The organism is Stenotrophomonas sp. STEN225, from assembly GCF_056756445.1.
In genome coordinates this window covers 240,723-255,448 of sequence record NZ_JBRRBV010000001.1, presented here as the reverse complement: position 1 = coordinate 255,448, position 14,726 = coordinate 240,723, and the positions used below count along the sequence as shown (strand labels likewise).

Annotated in this window: 13 protein-coding genes and 2 tRNA genes; 4 read left to right on the top strand and 11 right to left on the bottom strand. The window is 67.1% G+C overall.

Features of this window, described 5'->3' with window-relative positions; genetic code table 11:
• Positions 1-45: 45 nt before the first annotated feature.
• From ACVOJ1_RS01230 to ACVOJ1_RS01220, 3 genes are all read left to right on the top strand, one after another.
• Positions 46-122 (top strand) — tRNA-Pro (locus ACVOJ1_RS01230).
• Between the two features lie 141 nt (positions 123-263).
• A tRNA-Pro gene (locus ACVOJ1_RS01225) sits at positions 264-340 on the top strand.
• A 263-nt stretch (positions 341-603) separates the two neighbouring features.
• Entirely contained in the window at positions 604-1,809 is a 1,206-nt protein-coding gene (locus tag ACVOJ1_RS01220) for a CynX/NimT family MFS transporter (protein WP_053519699.1), read from the top strand.
• A gap of 37 nt (positions 1,810-1,846) precedes the next feature.
• Here ACVOJ1_RS01220 and ACVOJ1_RS01215 read toward each other — a convergent pair whose 3' ends face one another.
• The 11 genes from ACVOJ1_RS01215 to ACVOJ1_RS01165 all read right to left on the bottom strand — a co-directional run bounded on the left by ACVOJ1_RS01215 (position 1,847) and on the right by ACVOJ1_RS01165 (position 13,151).
• Positions 1,847-3,118, bottom strand: a complete 1,272-nt coding sequence (locus ACVOJ1_RS01215; protein WP_346479904.1) for a glutamate-5-semialdehyde dehydrogenase — start codon at positions 3,116-3,118, stop codon at positions 1,847-1,849.
• Positions 3,115-4,272: a glutamate 5-kinase gene (gene proB, locus ACVOJ1_RS01210; RefSeq protein WP_065175498.1), complete on the bottom strand. Its 1,158-nt coding sequence runs from the start codon at positions 4,270-4,272 to the stop codon at positions 3,115-3,117. The genes ACVOJ1_RS01215 and proB overlap by 4 nt, the downstream gene beginning before the upstream one ends.
• A gap of 10 nt (positions 4,273-4,282) precedes the next feature.
• Positions 4,283-4,546, bottom strand: coding sequence for a YciI family protein (locus ACVOJ1_RS01205; protein ID WP_065181936.1), 264 nt, complete (start codon positions 4,544-4,546; stop codon positions 4,283-4,285).
• Positions 4,546-5,841 carry an argininosuccinate lyase gene (gene argH, locus ACVOJ1_RS01200; RefSeq protein WP_065181935.1) on the bottom strand — a complete coding sequence of 432 codons (1,296 nt, stop codon included), beginning with the start codon at positions 5,839-5,841 and terminating at the stop codon, positions 4,546-4,548. Before argH ends, ACVOJ1_RS01205 begins: the two co-directional genes overlap by 1 nt.
• A gap of 19 nt (positions 5,842-5,860) precedes the next feature.
• The gene (argC, locus tag ACVOJ1_RS01195; RefSeq protein WP_053519694.1) at positions 5,861-6,814 is read right to left on the bottom strand and encodes an N-acetyl-gamma-glutamyl-phosphate reductase; all 954 of its coding nucleotides are present in this window, start codon (positions 6,812-6,814) and stop codon (positions 5,861-5,863) included.
• On the bottom strand, positions 6,811-7,413 hold the full coding sequence (locus ACVOJ1_RS01190) for a GNAT family N-acetyltransferase (protein ID WP_346479903.1): 603 nt from the start codon (positions 7,411-7,413) through the stop codon (positions 6,811-6,813). Before ACVOJ1_RS01190 ends, argC begins: the two co-directional genes overlap by 4 nt.
• A gap of 3 nt (positions 7,414-7,416) precedes the next feature.
• Complete coding sequence (locus ACVOJ1_RS01185) at positions 7,417-8,745, bottom strand: acetylglutamate kinase (RefSeq protein ID WP_053519692.1); 1,329 nt, start codon at positions 8,743-8,745, stop codon at positions 7,417-7,419.
• A gap of 75 nt (positions 8,746-8,820) precedes the next feature.
• A complete protein-coding gene (locus tag ACVOJ1_RS01180; RefSeq protein ID WP_053519691.1) occupies positions 8,821-9,909 on the bottom strand; it encodes an acetylornithine deacetylase in 1,089 nt (362 codons plus the stop codon).
• Positions 9,910-9,994: 85 nt separating this feature from the next.
• A complete protein-coding gene (locus ACVOJ1_RS01175) occupies positions 9,995-11,191 on the bottom strand; it encodes an argininosuccinate synthase (RefSeq protein ID WP_053519690.1) in 1,197 nt (398 codons plus the stop codon).
• Positions 11,192-11,251: 60 nt separating this feature from the next.
• Positions 11,252-12,262 (bottom strand): N-acetylornithine carbamoyltransferase, encoded by a 1,011-nt coding sequence (locus ACVOJ1_RS01170; RefSeq protein ID WP_053519689.1) that lies wholly within the window; start codon positions 12,260-12,262, stop codon positions 11,252-11,254.
• A 319-nt stretch (positions 12,263-12,581) separates the two neighbouring features.
• A complete protein-coding gene (locus ACVOJ1_RS01165) occupies positions 12,582-13,151 on the bottom strand; it encodes a glycine zipper 2TM domain-containing protein (RefSeq protein WP_053519688.1) in 570 nt (189 codons plus the stop codon).
• 187 nt (positions 13,152-13,338) lie between these two features.
• Between ACVOJ1_RS01165 and cysS the strand changes: the two genes are divergently transcribed.
• Positions 13,339-14,715 carry a cysteine--tRNA ligase gene (cysS, locus tag ACVOJ1_RS01160; protein ID WP_065181932.1) on the top strand — a complete coding sequence of 459 codons (1,377 nt, stop codon included), beginning with the start codon at positions 13,339-13,341 and terminating at the stop codon, positions 14,713-14,715.
• Positions 14,716-14,726 lie beyond the last annotated feature (11 nt).

Below are 14,726 nucleotides of genomic sequence, written 5' to 3'. Positions count from 1 at the left end.
AACCTTGCCGCCCAGGCCTTCACACGGTATCTTAGGCGGCTCCTTCGGGGTGTAGCTCAGTCTGGTAGAGCGCTACGTTCGGGACGTAGAGGTCGCAGGTTCGAATCCTGTCTCCCCGACCACTTCGGTGGTCGCATTGAAGCCTGGTGAAGTCGTCCAGGCTTTTTTGTTCCCTGAAGAGCCGCTGCCCCCGGCAGCGTGAAGGAAACGGCGTTCACCCCTTGCCGCCATCGGGGTGAATGGCTAGAATAGGCGGCTCCCTTCGGGGTGTAGCTCAGTCTGGTAGAGCGCTACGTTCGGGACGTAGAGGTCGCAGGTTCGAATCCTGTCTCCCCGACCATTCCGGTGGTCACCAAGAAGCCTGGAAGACGCCATCGTCCTCCGGGTTTTTTTGTGTCTGCCGTCCAGCGACCCGCCGGACGCGACGCCGGAGAGGCGCGCCGCAGCGCGCCGGAAAGTGCCGATAGCGACAGATTGCGCCGACGGGACCTCGCGCCGCCAGCCACGTACAATGATGTCCACTCCCCCACCTGCCGCGTCGGCGTAGACCGATGCCGGCGCTGCACGCCACTGTGGCGGCGTGCGACACCTGCAAGGACCACCATGAGCTCCTCCTCATCCGAATCGCCGTCGCTGCTGCACGGCCGCGTTCTGGCATTCGCCGCCATCCTGCTGGCGGCGGTCAACCTGCGCACTGCCGTCACCTCGATCACCCCGCTGCTGGACGTACTGGGCCAGCAGTTCGGATTCGGCACCACCATGACCGGCGTACTGGGCATGCTGCCGACCGCCTCGTTCGCGCTGTTCGGCGTGGCCACGCCGGCCGTGGCCCGGCGCCTGGGCCTGGAGCGCACCACCCTGCTGGCGATGATCCTGGCCACGGCAGGCCTGCTGCTGCGCTCCAGCGCCGGCAACGTCGGCACCCTGCTGCTGGGCGCGGTCGTCGCGCTGGCTGGAATGGGCATCGGCAACGTGGTGGTGCCGCCGCTGGTGAAGCGCTACTTCGCCAACAAGGTCGGCACCATGAGCACGCTCTACATCAGCGTGCTGCAGCTGGGCACCATGCTGCCGGCACTGCTGGCGGTGCCGGTGGCCAGCGCGGCCGGCTGGCGCGTATCGCTGGGCATGTGGGCATTGCTGGCATTGGCCGCCGCGCTGCCGTGGCTGGTACTGGCCAGGCGCGCGCCGAAGCCGCAGGCCGACGCTGCCGATCCCACCGCGCAGCCTCACGGCAAGGTCTGGCGCACCTCGTTGGGCTGGAGCATGACGCTGATGTTCGGCATGACATCGTTGATGACCTATTCGATGTTCACCTGGCTGCCGCGCATCGTGGTCGAAGCTGGCGCCACACCTGCGTTCGGCGGGGTGATGGTGGCGGTGTTCTCGGCGCTGGGCCTGTTGCCGTCGCTGGTCATTCCGTCGATGGCGGTGCGCCTGCAGAATCCGTTCCCGCTGGTCCTGATCGGCTATTCGTCATTCGTGATCGCCTTTGCCGGCCTGCTGCTGGCCCCCATGAAGGCGCCGCTGCTGTGGGCCTGCCTGCTCGGCGTGGGCCCCTCGACCTTCCCGCTGGCGCTGACCCTGATCAACCTGCGCACGCGTACCCCGACCGGTTCCGCCGCGCTGTCCGGCTTCATGCAGGGCGTGGGTTACAGCTTCAGCTGCCTGGGTCCGTTCCTGGTCGGTTGGCTGCATACCGTCAGCAACGGCTGGACGCTGCCGTTCGGCTTCCTGTTCGGCTGCGCCACGCTGATGCTGTGCGCATCGTGGGTGGCCTGCAAGCCGCGAAAGCTGGAAGACCTCTGGTAAACGGCTCGCCGCCGGCGCAGGCCTGGCGGCTGCCGGGTCAGACCCGCGTCTGACCCTCGCCGCGGACCACGAAGCGCTCGACCGTCAGTGCCTCCAGCCCCATCGGACCATAGGCATGCAGGCGCGTGGTGGAGATGCCGATCTCGCTGCCCAGCCCAAGCTGGCCGCCGTCCGAAAAGCGCGAGGACGCGTTGACCATCACCACCGCCGAGCGCAGCGCATTGACGAACCGCTCGGCATTGACGGCATCGGTGGTCGCGATCACTTCGGTGTGATCGGAGGTGTAGCGGCGGATATGCGCGATTGCCCCATCGAGATCATCGACGACACGCACGGCCAACACCAGATCGAGGAATTCGGCTGCGTAGTCCTCGTCGGTCGCCTCGGTGCTGCCCGGCAGCAACGGACGCGCATGGGCATCCGCGCGCAGTTGTACGCCCCGTTCGCCAAGCGACTGCGCCACGCGTGGCAGGAACTCCGCCGCCACGCGCTGATGCACCAGCAGCGTCTCCAGTGAATTGCATGCGGCCGGCCGGCTGCACTTGCCATCGACCAGCAGACCGATGGCCTGGTCGAGATCGGCGCTGGCGTCCACGAACAGATGGCAGACGCCCTTGTAGTGCTTGATCACCGGCACGCGCGCGTGTTCGGCGACAAAGCGGATCAGGCCTTCGCCGCCCCGCGGAATCGCCAGGTCGATCAGCTCGTGCAGCTGCAGCAGCTCCAGCATCGCCTCACGCCGCAGGTCGGTCAGTACAGTCACCGCTGCGGGGGGAACACCGTTGGCCTGCAACGCACCGGCCAATGCCTGGGCAATGGCGGTATTGGAATGGATCGCCTCGGAGCCCCCACGCAGGATCACGCCATTGCCCGCCTTCAGGCACAGTGCGGCCGCTTCGGCGGTCACGTTCGGGCGCGCCTCGTAGATCATCGCGATCACGCCCAGCGGCACCCGCACTTTCTGCACGCGGATGCCGTTGGGGCGGACGTCGTCGCGGGTCACCTGCCCGACTGGATCGGGCAACGCGGCAACCTCACGCACCGCGTCGGCCATCGCCAGCAGACGCGGCGGGTCCAGTGCCAGCCGGTCCAGCATGGCACTGCCGACGCCCTTGTCGCGCGCGGCGGCCAGGTCGCGCGCATTGCCGGCCAGGATCTGGCCGGCATTCACTTCCAGTGCCTGTGCCATGGCCTGCAGCAGCGCGCGCCGCGCTTCGCTGTCGAGGCCTGCAACCGCCTGGGCCGCGTCACGGCAGGCGCGTGCCTGTGCTTGGATGTCACTCATCGAGGTGTCCTGCGGTCCGGTCATGGCAGCACCAGATCGTCACGATGGACGACGCTGCCCCCATAGTTGTAGCCCAGTACGGCCTGGATGTCGCGCGAATGGCGGCCAGCGATGCGGCGCACGTCGTCAGCCGCGTACTGGCTGACACCACGGGCAACGCAGACCCGCCCTTCGGCGGTGTTCCAGCACACCTGCACCATGTCGCCCCGGCGGAAATCACCGTCGGCACCGGTGATGCCACCGGGCAGCAGCGAGGCGCCCTTCTCACGCATCGCCTGCGCCGCGCCCGCGTCGATCACGATCGCGCCATCGGCCAGGGGGGCATGGCGCAGCCAGTGCTTGCGCGCCGCCTCACGGCTGCGTGCGGCATGGATCCGGGTGCCGAACAGGCGATCCTGCGCCAGCGCGCGCACCACCTCGCCGCTACGGCCGTTGAACAGATAGGTTTCGATACCCAGCCGGCCGGCCTTGGCTGCGGCCTCCAGCTTGGTACGCATGCCCCCGGTGCCCGCGCGCGAGCCGGCGCCGCCGGCCATCGCCAGCACGTCCGGGCCCAGTTCCAGCACATCGTGCAGCGGCCGTGCATCGGCCACGGTGCGCGGATCGGCGCTGTACAGGCCATCGATGTCGGTGGCGATGAACAATGCGTCGGCATCGACCAGCGCCGCCACGGTCGCGGCCAGGTTGTCGTTGTCGCCGAGCTTGAGTTCATCCACCGAGACGGTGTCGTTCTCGTTCACCACCGGCAGCGCACCCAGCCGCAGCAGTTCGGTGAGGGTGGCGCGGGCGTTGAGGTAGCGGCGGCGGTTGCGCAGGTCGTCGTGGGTCAGCAGCACCTGCGCGACCGGGCGCTCGAAGAAGCGTTGCCACAGGCCGATCAGCTGCGCCTGGCCAAGCGCAGCCAGTGCCTGCCGCGCAGCCATCGCAGCGCCCGGCGCATCGGCACGCGGCAGGATCGCGCGGCCGGCGGCGACCGCGCCCGACGAGACGATCACCACTTCGCGGCCAGCCAGCACATTGGCCGAGACGAACTGGGCCAGGCCCAGCGCATGGCGCGGTGACAGGCCGCCTCCATCGGCAGCGAGCAGGCTGCTGCCCACCTTCAGGACGGCACGTCGCCATGGCGGCAGCGCCTGTTCGGGAAACGGCGAAGCGACGGGGGCGGCGTGCGGGGTCATGGCCGGGCTCTCAGCGGGTATTCCATTCGTGCACGGTCAGCTCGGAGGCCTGCATCGTCACCAGCGGATCCGTGGCGACGATGGCCTGCGCCTGTGCGAGGCTCTCCACGTTGCACAGCACGTAGGCACCGCCGCTGCCGTCGGCGAAACCACCGGTGAGCTGCAGTTGGCCCTGCGCACGCAGTCCATCGAGGAAATCCAGATGCGGCTGCACAGCGGCGGCACTGAAGCCAGGCCGGCGCATGGCCAGGACCAGATAGACGGTGCCCGCCATCAGGACAGCGCCTGCCAGCGCGCGCGCAGCTCATCCAGGCGCAGGTCCGATGCCGAACCCGGCGAGACACGCGCGGCCAGGCTGCCCTCCGGCGTGCGTCCCTGCCCTGCGCTGTCGGCACCTGCCGCGGCGGCCTTGTAGGCGTCGCGGAACGGCACGCCGGCCACGGCGGCCTCGACCGCGACGTCGGTGGCATACATGCCGGAGTCGATCGCCGCGCGCAGCCTGTCCTCGCGCCATTCCAGATTGGCCAGCAGCGCCGGCAGCAGTTCCAGCGCGGCCAGGCCGCGACCGAAGCCGTGGAAGATGGCCCCCTTGGACGACTGCAGATCACGATGGTAGCCGGACGGCAGCGACAGCAGCTGTTCGATTTCGGTGCGCGCCGCAGCAACGCTGGCGTGGGTGGCACGCATCAGTTCGATCACATCGGGGTTGCGCTTGTTCGGCATGATCGAGCTGCCGGTGGTGTACTGCGCCGGCAGTGCGACGAAGCCGAATTCGGCGCTGGTGAACAGCGACAGGTCCCAGGCGATGCGACGCAGGTCCAGGGTAGCGCCACCCAGCGCCTCCAGGGCGGCCAGCTCGAACTTGCCGCGCGACAGCTGTGCATAGATCGGTGATACCTGCATGCGCGCGAAACCAAGCGCGGCCGTGGTGTGTTCACGGTCCAGCGGCAGGTTCACGCCATACCCGGCGGCGGTACCCAGCGGGTTGGCATCGACCAGCGCATGGGTGTCACGTGCACGGATGGCATTGTCGATGAAGGCTTCCGCCCAGCCGGCCCACCACATGCCCGCCGAGGACACGACGGCTCGCTGGATGTGAGTATAGCCCGGCACCGGCAGGTCCTTTTCCGCCTGAGCGCGGTCGAGCGCGACCTTGGCCACCTCGGCGCTGAGCTGGGCGACGCGCTGCAGCTTTTCCTTCAGCCACAGGCGCGTGGCGACCAGGATCTGGTCATTGCGGCTGCGACCGGTGTGGATCTTGCGGCCGGCATCACCCAACCGCTCGGTCAGGCGCGCTTCGATCGCCGAGTGACCGTCTTCATAGCGCGTATCCAGCACGAAACGGCCTGCGCGGAAGTCGTCTGCCAGCACCTCCAGCTCGCGCAGCAGGCCCTCCAGCTCGCTGGCGGCGAGGATGCCGATGTGCTGCAGGCCCTGTGCATGCGCGGCGCTGGCCGCGATGTCATGCAGGAAGAACTCACGGTCGAGGATCACGTCATCGCCGGCGAGGAAGGTCTGGATCTGGGCGTCGACAGCGACGCCGGGTTTCTGCCAAAGAAGGTCTGCCATGGGGGCTCCGGATGCGGGTTCAGTGCGGGATCGACGTCAGTTCGTCGATGCCCAGCGCAAGGTTGAGATTCTGCATGGCCTGGGTGGCCGCGCCCTTCAGCAGGTTGTCCAGCGTCGCCACCACCACCACCCGCTTGCCACCCGGGGCCAGGGTGAAGCCACCGATCTGGGCACCGTGGCGGCCGGCGATGCGGCTGACCCACGGCGCGTCATCCACCACCTCGATGAGTGCTTCGCCGGCATAGGCCTGCTGGAAGCGCTCGACGATCTGCTCGCGCGTCTGTGCGCGGTTCAACCACAGATTGGCGGTCAGGGTGATGCCGCGGAAATGGGGCGCCACATGCGGCATGAACTCCACTGCCACCCCCAGCTGCACCGACACCTCGCGCTCGTGCACGTGGTTGGTCAGCGCGTACGGCATCAGGTTGTCGGCCAGCAGCTCGACGTTGTTCTTGTCGGAGGGCGTGGTGCCCGCACCGGAGTAGCCGGACACGCCGAAGCACTGCGGGGGCCCGGCCAGCAGGTCCAGCAGCGGATGGATCGCCAGCTGCATCGCGGTGGCGTAGCAGCCAGGATTGCTGATGTGCTTCTGCCCGGTGTAGCGACCCCGGGTCAGCTCCGGCAGACCGTAGTACCAGCTGTGGTCGAAGCGGTAATCGGCCGACAGGTCCACGATCACCGTATCGGGCCGGGCGCTTTCAAGCGCGGCCACGAACGGTGCGGCCAGGCCATTGGGCAGCGCCAGGATCACCGCGTCCACGCCCTTGGCCGCCACCGCGTCTGCGTCGAGGTTCTCGTAGCGCAGATCACCCTGCACTTCCGGGTGATGGTCAGACAGGCGCTGCCCTGCACGTTCGCGCGAGGATACGAACGCCAGGCGCAGGCGCGGATGCGCGGCAACGAGCTTGATCAGTTCGGCACCGGTATGGCCGCGGGCACCGATGATGCCCAGGGAGAAAATCGAATCGTTCATGCGTGGCTGTCCAGACGGTACCGCAGGTGGCGCTTCACGCCCTGCCATTCCGCATCGATGATGGAAAAGATGACGGTGTCGCGCGGCGTGCCGTCGGCATGCCGCTTGTGGTTGCGCAGCACGCCATCCTGCTTGGCCCCCAGGCGGGCGATGGCGGTGCGCGAGGTGGTGTTGAACCAGCTGGTTTCCAGCACCACGCTGATGCAGCCCATGACTTCGAAGGCATGCTGCAGCAGCAACAGCTTGGCCTCGGTATTGGCACCGGTACGCTGCGCGCGCGGTGCATACCAGGTATAGCCGAGACTGAGCCTGGGCACGGCGGCATCCAGGTCATAGAAGCGGGTGCTGCCGACGATGTCGCCAGCGGCATCACGGATGACGAAGGGCAGCACCCTGCCCTCCGCCTGCGCCTGCAGTGCGGCCTGTACGTAGGCGCCTGCCTGTGCCGGCGCCGGCACCTGGGTGTACCAGAGCCGGTCCAGTCCGCTGCCCTCCAGCGCGGCACGCAGGCCGTCCACGTGTCCCTGCTGCAAGGGCTGCAGCGTCACATGCTGGCCGCGCAGGGTCGGCACCGTCGCCCAGGTGTCGGTGACGGTCATCGTTCAGCCCTGCAGGCTCGGTGCGCGTGCAGCGCAGTGATCGACATAGGTGCGGATGCGGTCGATGCCATCGGCACCGAACCAGAACACCTTCCACTGGTCCTGCTTGTAGCAGCCGTCGGATTCGGCGTAGTAGAAGTGGTTGATCGGATTGCCGTGACGCGAGCGCCAGAACAGCTGAGGCGTTTCCTCCAGCATCACGTTCCAGACCGCACGCCCCAGGCCCTCGCCCTGCGCATCATCGAGCACGGCGAACTTGTCCAGATAGACACCTTCGGCCTCGTTGGTCAGGATGACGGCCGTCCGATAGTTCTCGCTGACGTACGCGCGCAGCAGCCTGGTCTTCTGGAAGTAGTCCGGCACCAGGGTGCGGCCGAAGCTGGATTCGATCAGGCCCTTCAGGCGTGGCAGATCCAACTCGTCCCACGTGGCCGCGCGCAGCACCTTCTCGCCCTTGCGCACCAGCGTGCCTGAGCCCTTGTGGGTGAACAGTTCCTTGGCCAGATCGGCCGGGCGGGTGATCGACACCGACGATTCCAGCGGCAAGCGATCGAGCAGATCCTTGATCTGTTCGATCTTGACCTTCATGCCGCCGTGGATCCACGGCTGTGCGATCAGGTGGTCGTACTCGGTGGACAGGTTGATCGAATCGATGACGTTGCCCGCCTCGTCCAGCAGGCCACCGGTACCGGTCAGGAAGATGATCTTGTACGGCTGCAGTTCCTGCACCAGTTCGTTGGCGGCAAAGTCGGCATTGACGTTCAGGATCTGTCCGCCGGCGGTCTCACCCAGGCTGGTGATGACCGGGATCGATCCGGCGCGCAGGCTGGCTTCGATCGGCGCCAGGTTGACCTTCTTCACTTCACCGACCAGGCCGTAGGTGTCCACGTCCAGGTACTCGGCCTCGAACACGCCACCGGTGATCGAGGTGGCACGCGCTCCATTCTGCTGCAGGGCTTCGACAAGGCGCAGGTTGGATTGCTGGAACACCCGGCGCACGATCGCCAATGCTTCCGGCGAGGTCACGCGCAGGCCGTTGACGGTCTGCTTCTCGATGCCGGCAGCGGACAGCTCGGCATCCAGCTGAGGGCCGGCACCGTGCAGCACGATCGGGGTCAGCCCGACTTCCTGCAGGAAGGACAGCGAGGAAGTCAGCGCTTCAAGATCGTCGCGCAGCACGGCGCCACCGACCTTGACCACGGCGAAGCGCTTGGCGTCCAGCTGCGAGAAGCGCTTGAGGTACTGGCTGATCTCCTTCGCGCTGGCCATGCTGGACAGCAGGCGCACGATGGTCTGGCGGGTCTGGCGGTGGGGCTGGAGGGCAGGAGACATTTCGGTTTCGTCACGGGCGGCGGTCGCCGCGTTGCAGTTCCACCATGCCGGGGCATGGCGGCGTTGTGGGGTTGATCAGGCGCCGGCGCCGATGATGCGGTGCACGGCGTCGGTATAGCGTTGCAGCTGCTCCAGCGTCACGAACTCATCGGCCGTGTGGGCCTGGGCAATGTCGCCGGGGCCGAACACCAGCGTGGTATAGCCTGCCGCGGAGAACAGCGATGCCTCGGTCCAGAAGTCCACCGCGTTGCCGATCGGCAGCTCCAGTGCATCGGCCACGTCACGCGCCAGCAGACGGCGGTTCTCGGCTTCGGCGATGTCACCGGCCGGGAGGCTGGGGCCACGGAAGGTTTCGGTGAACAGCGCGGCTTCCGGTTCGGCAAGACCCGCGAAGGTCGCCAGCAGCGCATCGATGTCCATCGAGGGCAGGGGGCGGAAGCCGAAACGCACTTCGGCTGCCGGTGCGATCATGTTGGCCTTGATCCCGCCTTCGACGCGCCCGATGTTGAAACGCAGGCCGGTCAGGCCACCGAAGCGTGCAGATGCAAGGGAATCCACGTGATCCAGGGCCCGATTGCCCCAGCGCATCGCCTGGTGCAGCGCACTGGCGGCGGCATCCTGCCTGCCGGACGCATGGCCCGCACGGCCGGCGAACTGCATCAGCACCGAGCTGATGCCACGGTGCGCGAGCACGGCCTCGCTCATGGTCGGCTCGGCCACCAGCACCGCGTCATAGGCAATGCCACGGGCCAGGAACGCGGCGATGCAGCGTGGATCGTTGGCTTCCTCGTCGCTGGAGAACAGGAACGCGGCGTCGCCGTCACTGGCATTGGCCGCAGCCACCAGCGCCGCCGCAGCGCCCTTGATGTCACACACGCCCAGGCCGACCACACGATCGTCCAGGCGGCGCATCACGTGCGGGTCGGCAGTCCAGTGTGGCGAATCCGGCACCGTGTCCAGATGCACGTTGAACAGGTACTTCGGTGTGCCGCGCACGGCATACAGGCTGACCGCACCGGCCCCGTGATCGATCACTTCAACGGTGAAACCCGGCAGGTTGGCGCGCAGGTAATCGAAGATGCCCGCGGTGCTGATCGCGCGCGGCGGGTTGCGGGTGTCGAAGGACACCAGGGCCTGCAGGTGATCGAGTGTCTGTTCAAGCATGAATCAACAGTTCCTGTGAAATTCCGCCGGGCATGGCCCGGCGCTACCGTATCGCCTCTGCTGGAGCGCCCCAGCGCAATCGCGGTCAACCGCGATTGACCTGCGCGTACAGCGTGGAGCTCATGCCGAACAGCTTGATGAAGCCTTCCGCCTCTTCCACGCCCCAGTCGGCCGACTGCGCATAGGTGGCGCCCTTGGTGTTGAGCAGATGCGGCGACTTCACCGCCACCGCGTCCACGCGCCCGCCACGGGTCTCCAGTACCACTTCGCCGTTGACCTTGGCCTGCGAGGACTTCAGGAACGCTTCGATGTCGGTCTTCAGCGGGTCGTGATAGAAGCCTTCGTAGACCAGCTCCACCCACTTGCGCGCCACGTCCGGCTTGAAGCGGTTCTGCTGCTTGGTCAACACCGCGTCTTCCAGCGCGCGGTGGGCGGCCAGCAGCGAAACCAGGCCAGGGGCCTCGAACACGATGCGGCCCTTCAGGCCGATCACGGTGTCGCCGGTGTACACGCCACGGCCCACGCCGTAGGGAGCGAACAGCTTGTTGAGCTGTGCCAGGATCTGGTCGCCCGGCAATGCCTTGCCGTCGAGCTCGACCGCTTCGCCCTCGACGAACTTCAGGGTGACGGTCAGCGCCTGTTCCGGCCATTCACTGCGCGGCGAGCACCAGCCACGTGCGCCCTCGCCCGGAGCTTCCCAGCGGTCGATCTCGCCACCGGACATGGTCACGCCCAGCAGGTTCTCATTGATGGTGTAGGCCTGCTGCTTGGCGCGCACGCCGAAACCACGCTCTTCCAGGTACTTCTGTTCGTAGGCGCGGGTCTGGGTGTGCTCCTTCTGGATCTCGCGGATCGGCGCGATGATCTGGTAGTCGCCCAGCGCCTTCACCGCCAGATCGAAGCGGACCTGGTCGTTGCCCATGCCGGTGCAGCCGTGGGCGATGATGTTGGTGCCCAGCTCGGCGGCACGCTTCAGCGCGGCATCGACGATCAGGTAGCGGTCCGAGACCAGCAGCGGGTACTGGCCCTGGTAGCCCTCGCCCGCCCACACGAACGGCTTGACGAAGCCCTCCCAGATGGCCGGGCCACCGTTGACGGTGACATGGCTGGTCACGCCCAGCTCGGCGGCACGCTTCTCGATGAAATCACGCTCTTCATCATCCACGCCGCCGGTGTCGGCGAACACGGTATGCACGTTGTAGCCGCGCTCCTGCAGGTACGGCACGCAGAAGCTGGTATCGAGGCCACCGGAGAAGGCGAGGACGACGTCTTTGTTGCTCATGGGGGGTAATGTCCTGGTAGCGCCGGGCCATGCCCGGCGGGGTTTTTGTATGGGAAAGAATCAGCGCCCGGCAACCGCCGCCATGATCGCCTTCTGTACGTGCAGGCGGTTCTCGGCCTCGTTGATGGCGATGCACTGCGGCGAGTCCATCACCGCGTCGGTCGCCTTCACGTTGCGACGCAGCGGCAGGCAGTGGCTGAAGACACCGTTGTTGGTCAGTGCCATCTTGCGTTCGTCGACGATGAAGTGCTTGAACTGGTCGCGGATCGGCTTTTCCGGCTCCCAGTTGCCGAAGAACGGCAGCGCGCCCCAGCTCTTGGCGTAGACCACATCGGCACCGGCGTAGGCGCTGTCGATGTCATGGCTGATCTTCAGCGAACCGCCGCTCTCGGCCACGTTCTGCTCGGCCCAGCCCATGTAGCGGTCGTCGAGAATGTAGTCGGCGGTCGGGCACAGCAGGGTCACGTCCATGCCCATGCGGGTGGCGATGGTCAGCGCCGAGTTGGCCACGGCGGTATTCAGCGGCTTGGGATGATAGGTCCAGGTCAGCACGTACTTCTTGCCGCGCAGGTCCTGGGTGCCGAAGTGCTCCTGCAGCGCCATCACGTGAGCCAGTTCCTGGCACGGGTGGGTGATGGTCTCCATGTTGATCACCGGCACCGGCGAATACCTGGCGAAGCTGTTGAGCACGATGTCCTGGCGGTCATAGGCCCAGTCCACGAACTTCGGGAACGCGCGCACGGCGATGATGTCGCAGTAGCGGCCCAGCACCTTGGCCACTTCGGCGATATGTTCTTCGGTATCGCCGTCCATCACCGTACCGAGGTTGAACTCGATCGGCCACGCATCCTTGCCCGGTTGCAGCACCACCGCGTGCGCACCCAGCTGGAACGCGCCCAGCTCGAAGCTGGTGCGGGTGCGCATCGACGGATTGAAGAACACCAGCGCGATCGACTTGCCCTTGAGCTGGTCGCCGAGCTTGTTGCGCTTGAACAGCGCTGCCTGGGTCAGCAGCGCATCAAGCTCGCTGCGGCTCCAGTCCTGGGTGTTCAGGAAGTGCTTGGGGGACATCATCTTTCCTTGCGTGGCGGCGTCAGGTTCGACGCGGTGGAAGGGAAATGCGGAAACCAAAGGTGGGGTGAAATCGTTGCAGTTGAAGCTTTCAGGAAGCGGAAACGAAAAAACCCAGCCGGCGGGCTGGGTTTCTATCGGACGAACAGCAAAAAGCTCCGGTTACCCAGCGAGAATGTGGGGTTCCGGTCGACGGGCACGCGAGGTCATGCCCGACGCCTGTCGGGCTGCGCTGCTGTCGTGCTGGAAGTCGGTGAGCTTCATGGCCGGGCATCTTTGCACGCGGCCGGCGCCGGCGCAAGGGGCCGGGGTCCCAGAATCAGGGATTGCTGGCGGTGCCCTGCTCCGGGCCGACCCAGGGCGTGATCGAGACCCGGACCTTGAGCCGGTTGCCAGGGTCTTCCGGCAGGCGCGAGCGGTACTTGGTGCCCCTGTAGACGTAATCCACGTCGTAGGCGATGGGCCGACGGAACTCGCGCCCGACGGGAACGATCCGGCAGTCGCGGGTCAGCATCGGCCCGTTGTTGGTGGGACCGGTGGGCGCGGCCGGCGTCTCGGCTGCGGTCTCGTCCACCGCCTCCTCGTCGCTGCGCTTGAACATCGAGCGCACCGAGTCCCAGAAGCGGCTGATCCGGCCCTTGTCCTCCGTCGGCTCCTCGCCGGTGACATTCACCGGGGCCAGGGTCCGGGTCGACACCGGCTCGCAGTGCTCCTCGGTCCGGGTCGCGCGCAGGGTCTGGAACACCGGCTCGACGTTCAGCACCTGGGCGTAGTCGAACTTCACGTTCTCCACGATCACCACCCGGTTGCGGGGCTCCCCCTCCTGGGCCAGAGCCACGGCCGGCAACGCCGACAGCCAGGCCAGGGTCAGCAACGCGGTGGATTTCATTGGCGACGGGAGCAAGGACACGGCAATAGTGTAGGCAGTGACGAGCGCAAGGGGCTGAACATTACCCGTCCGCGCCGCTCCTGCCCACCCCACCTGGGTGGCCCGCGGGTCCACCGGTGGCAGGCGGTCGCCCCAAAGGGGGCCGACACGTTCTAAAATCGCAGGCTTGTCCCCCAGCCACACCCCCATGACCCTGCGCCTGCACAACAACCTGACACGCCAGCTCGAACCGTTCATTCCGCTCGACCCGGCCTGTCCGACCCTGTATGTGTGCGGCCCGACGGTCTACAACTACGTGCACATCGGCAACGCCCGTGGTCCGGTGGTGTTCGGCGTGCTGGCCGACCTGCTGCGGCGGCGTTTCGGCGCCCTGCGCTACGCCCGCAACATCACTGACGTGGATGACAAGATCAACACGGCCGCGCGCGAACAGGGGGTGCCGATCAGCACCATCACCGACCGTTTCGCCGCCGCCTACCGCGAGGACATGGCCGCGCTGGGCGTGGTGCCGCCGGACATCGAACCGGAAGTGACCGCGCACATGCCGCAGATCATCACCATGATCGAGCAGCTCATCGCCAACGGTCATGCCTATGCCGCCGAGGGCCACGTGCTGTTCGCCGTTGCCAGCTTCGATGGCTACGGCAAGCTCTCCCGCCGCGACCCGGAAGAAATGCTGGCCGGCGCCCGCGTCGATGTCGCGCCGTACAAGCGCGATCCAGGCGATTTCGTGCTGTGGAAGCCGTCCACCGACGACCTGCCGGGCTGGGCCTCGCCGTGGGGCCGTGGCCGCCCCGGCTGGCACATCGAATGCTCGGCGATGGCTGCCGCCCATCTGGGCGAGACCATCGACATCCATGCCGGTGGTGTCGACCTGCAGTTCCCGCACCACGAGAACGAAATCGCGCAGAGCGAATGCGCCCATGGCGGAAAGATCTTCGCCCGCTTCTGGCTGCACAACGGCATGCTCAATTTCGGCGGTGCCAAGATGAGCAAGTCGCTGGGCAACATCGAACGCGTGCACGACCTGGTGCGCCAGCACCCGCCGGAAGCGCTGCGCCTGGCCCTGCTGTCGGCCCACTACCGGCAGCCGCTGGACTGGTCCGACGCGCTGATCGAACAGTCGGTGCGCACGCTGGACCGCCTCTACGGCACCCTGCGCGAGCTCGCCGCGGTTCCGGCCGTGGCGGTGATCCCGGCCACGATCGAGGCAACCCTGGATGACGACCTCAACACGCCGCAGGCACTGGCCGAACTGGCGCGCATCGCCGCCGAAGCACGCCGCGCCATCGAGCCCGCCGAACAGGCGCGCCTGAAAGGCGAGCTGCTCGGTGCGGGTCTGGCGCTGGGCCTGCTGCAGGCCGACCCGGCGCAGTGGTTCGGCACCGTTGCCCACGATGATGGCGAGGATGCGCGCATCCAGGGCCTCATCGATGAACGCGCCGCCGCCAAGAAGGCGCGTGACTTCGCCCGCTCCGACGCCATCCGCGACCAGCTGGCCGCCGAAGGCATCGTGCTGGAAGACACCCCGCAGGGCGTGCGCTGGTCGCGCAAGCGCGGCTGATCCGCGCCCGC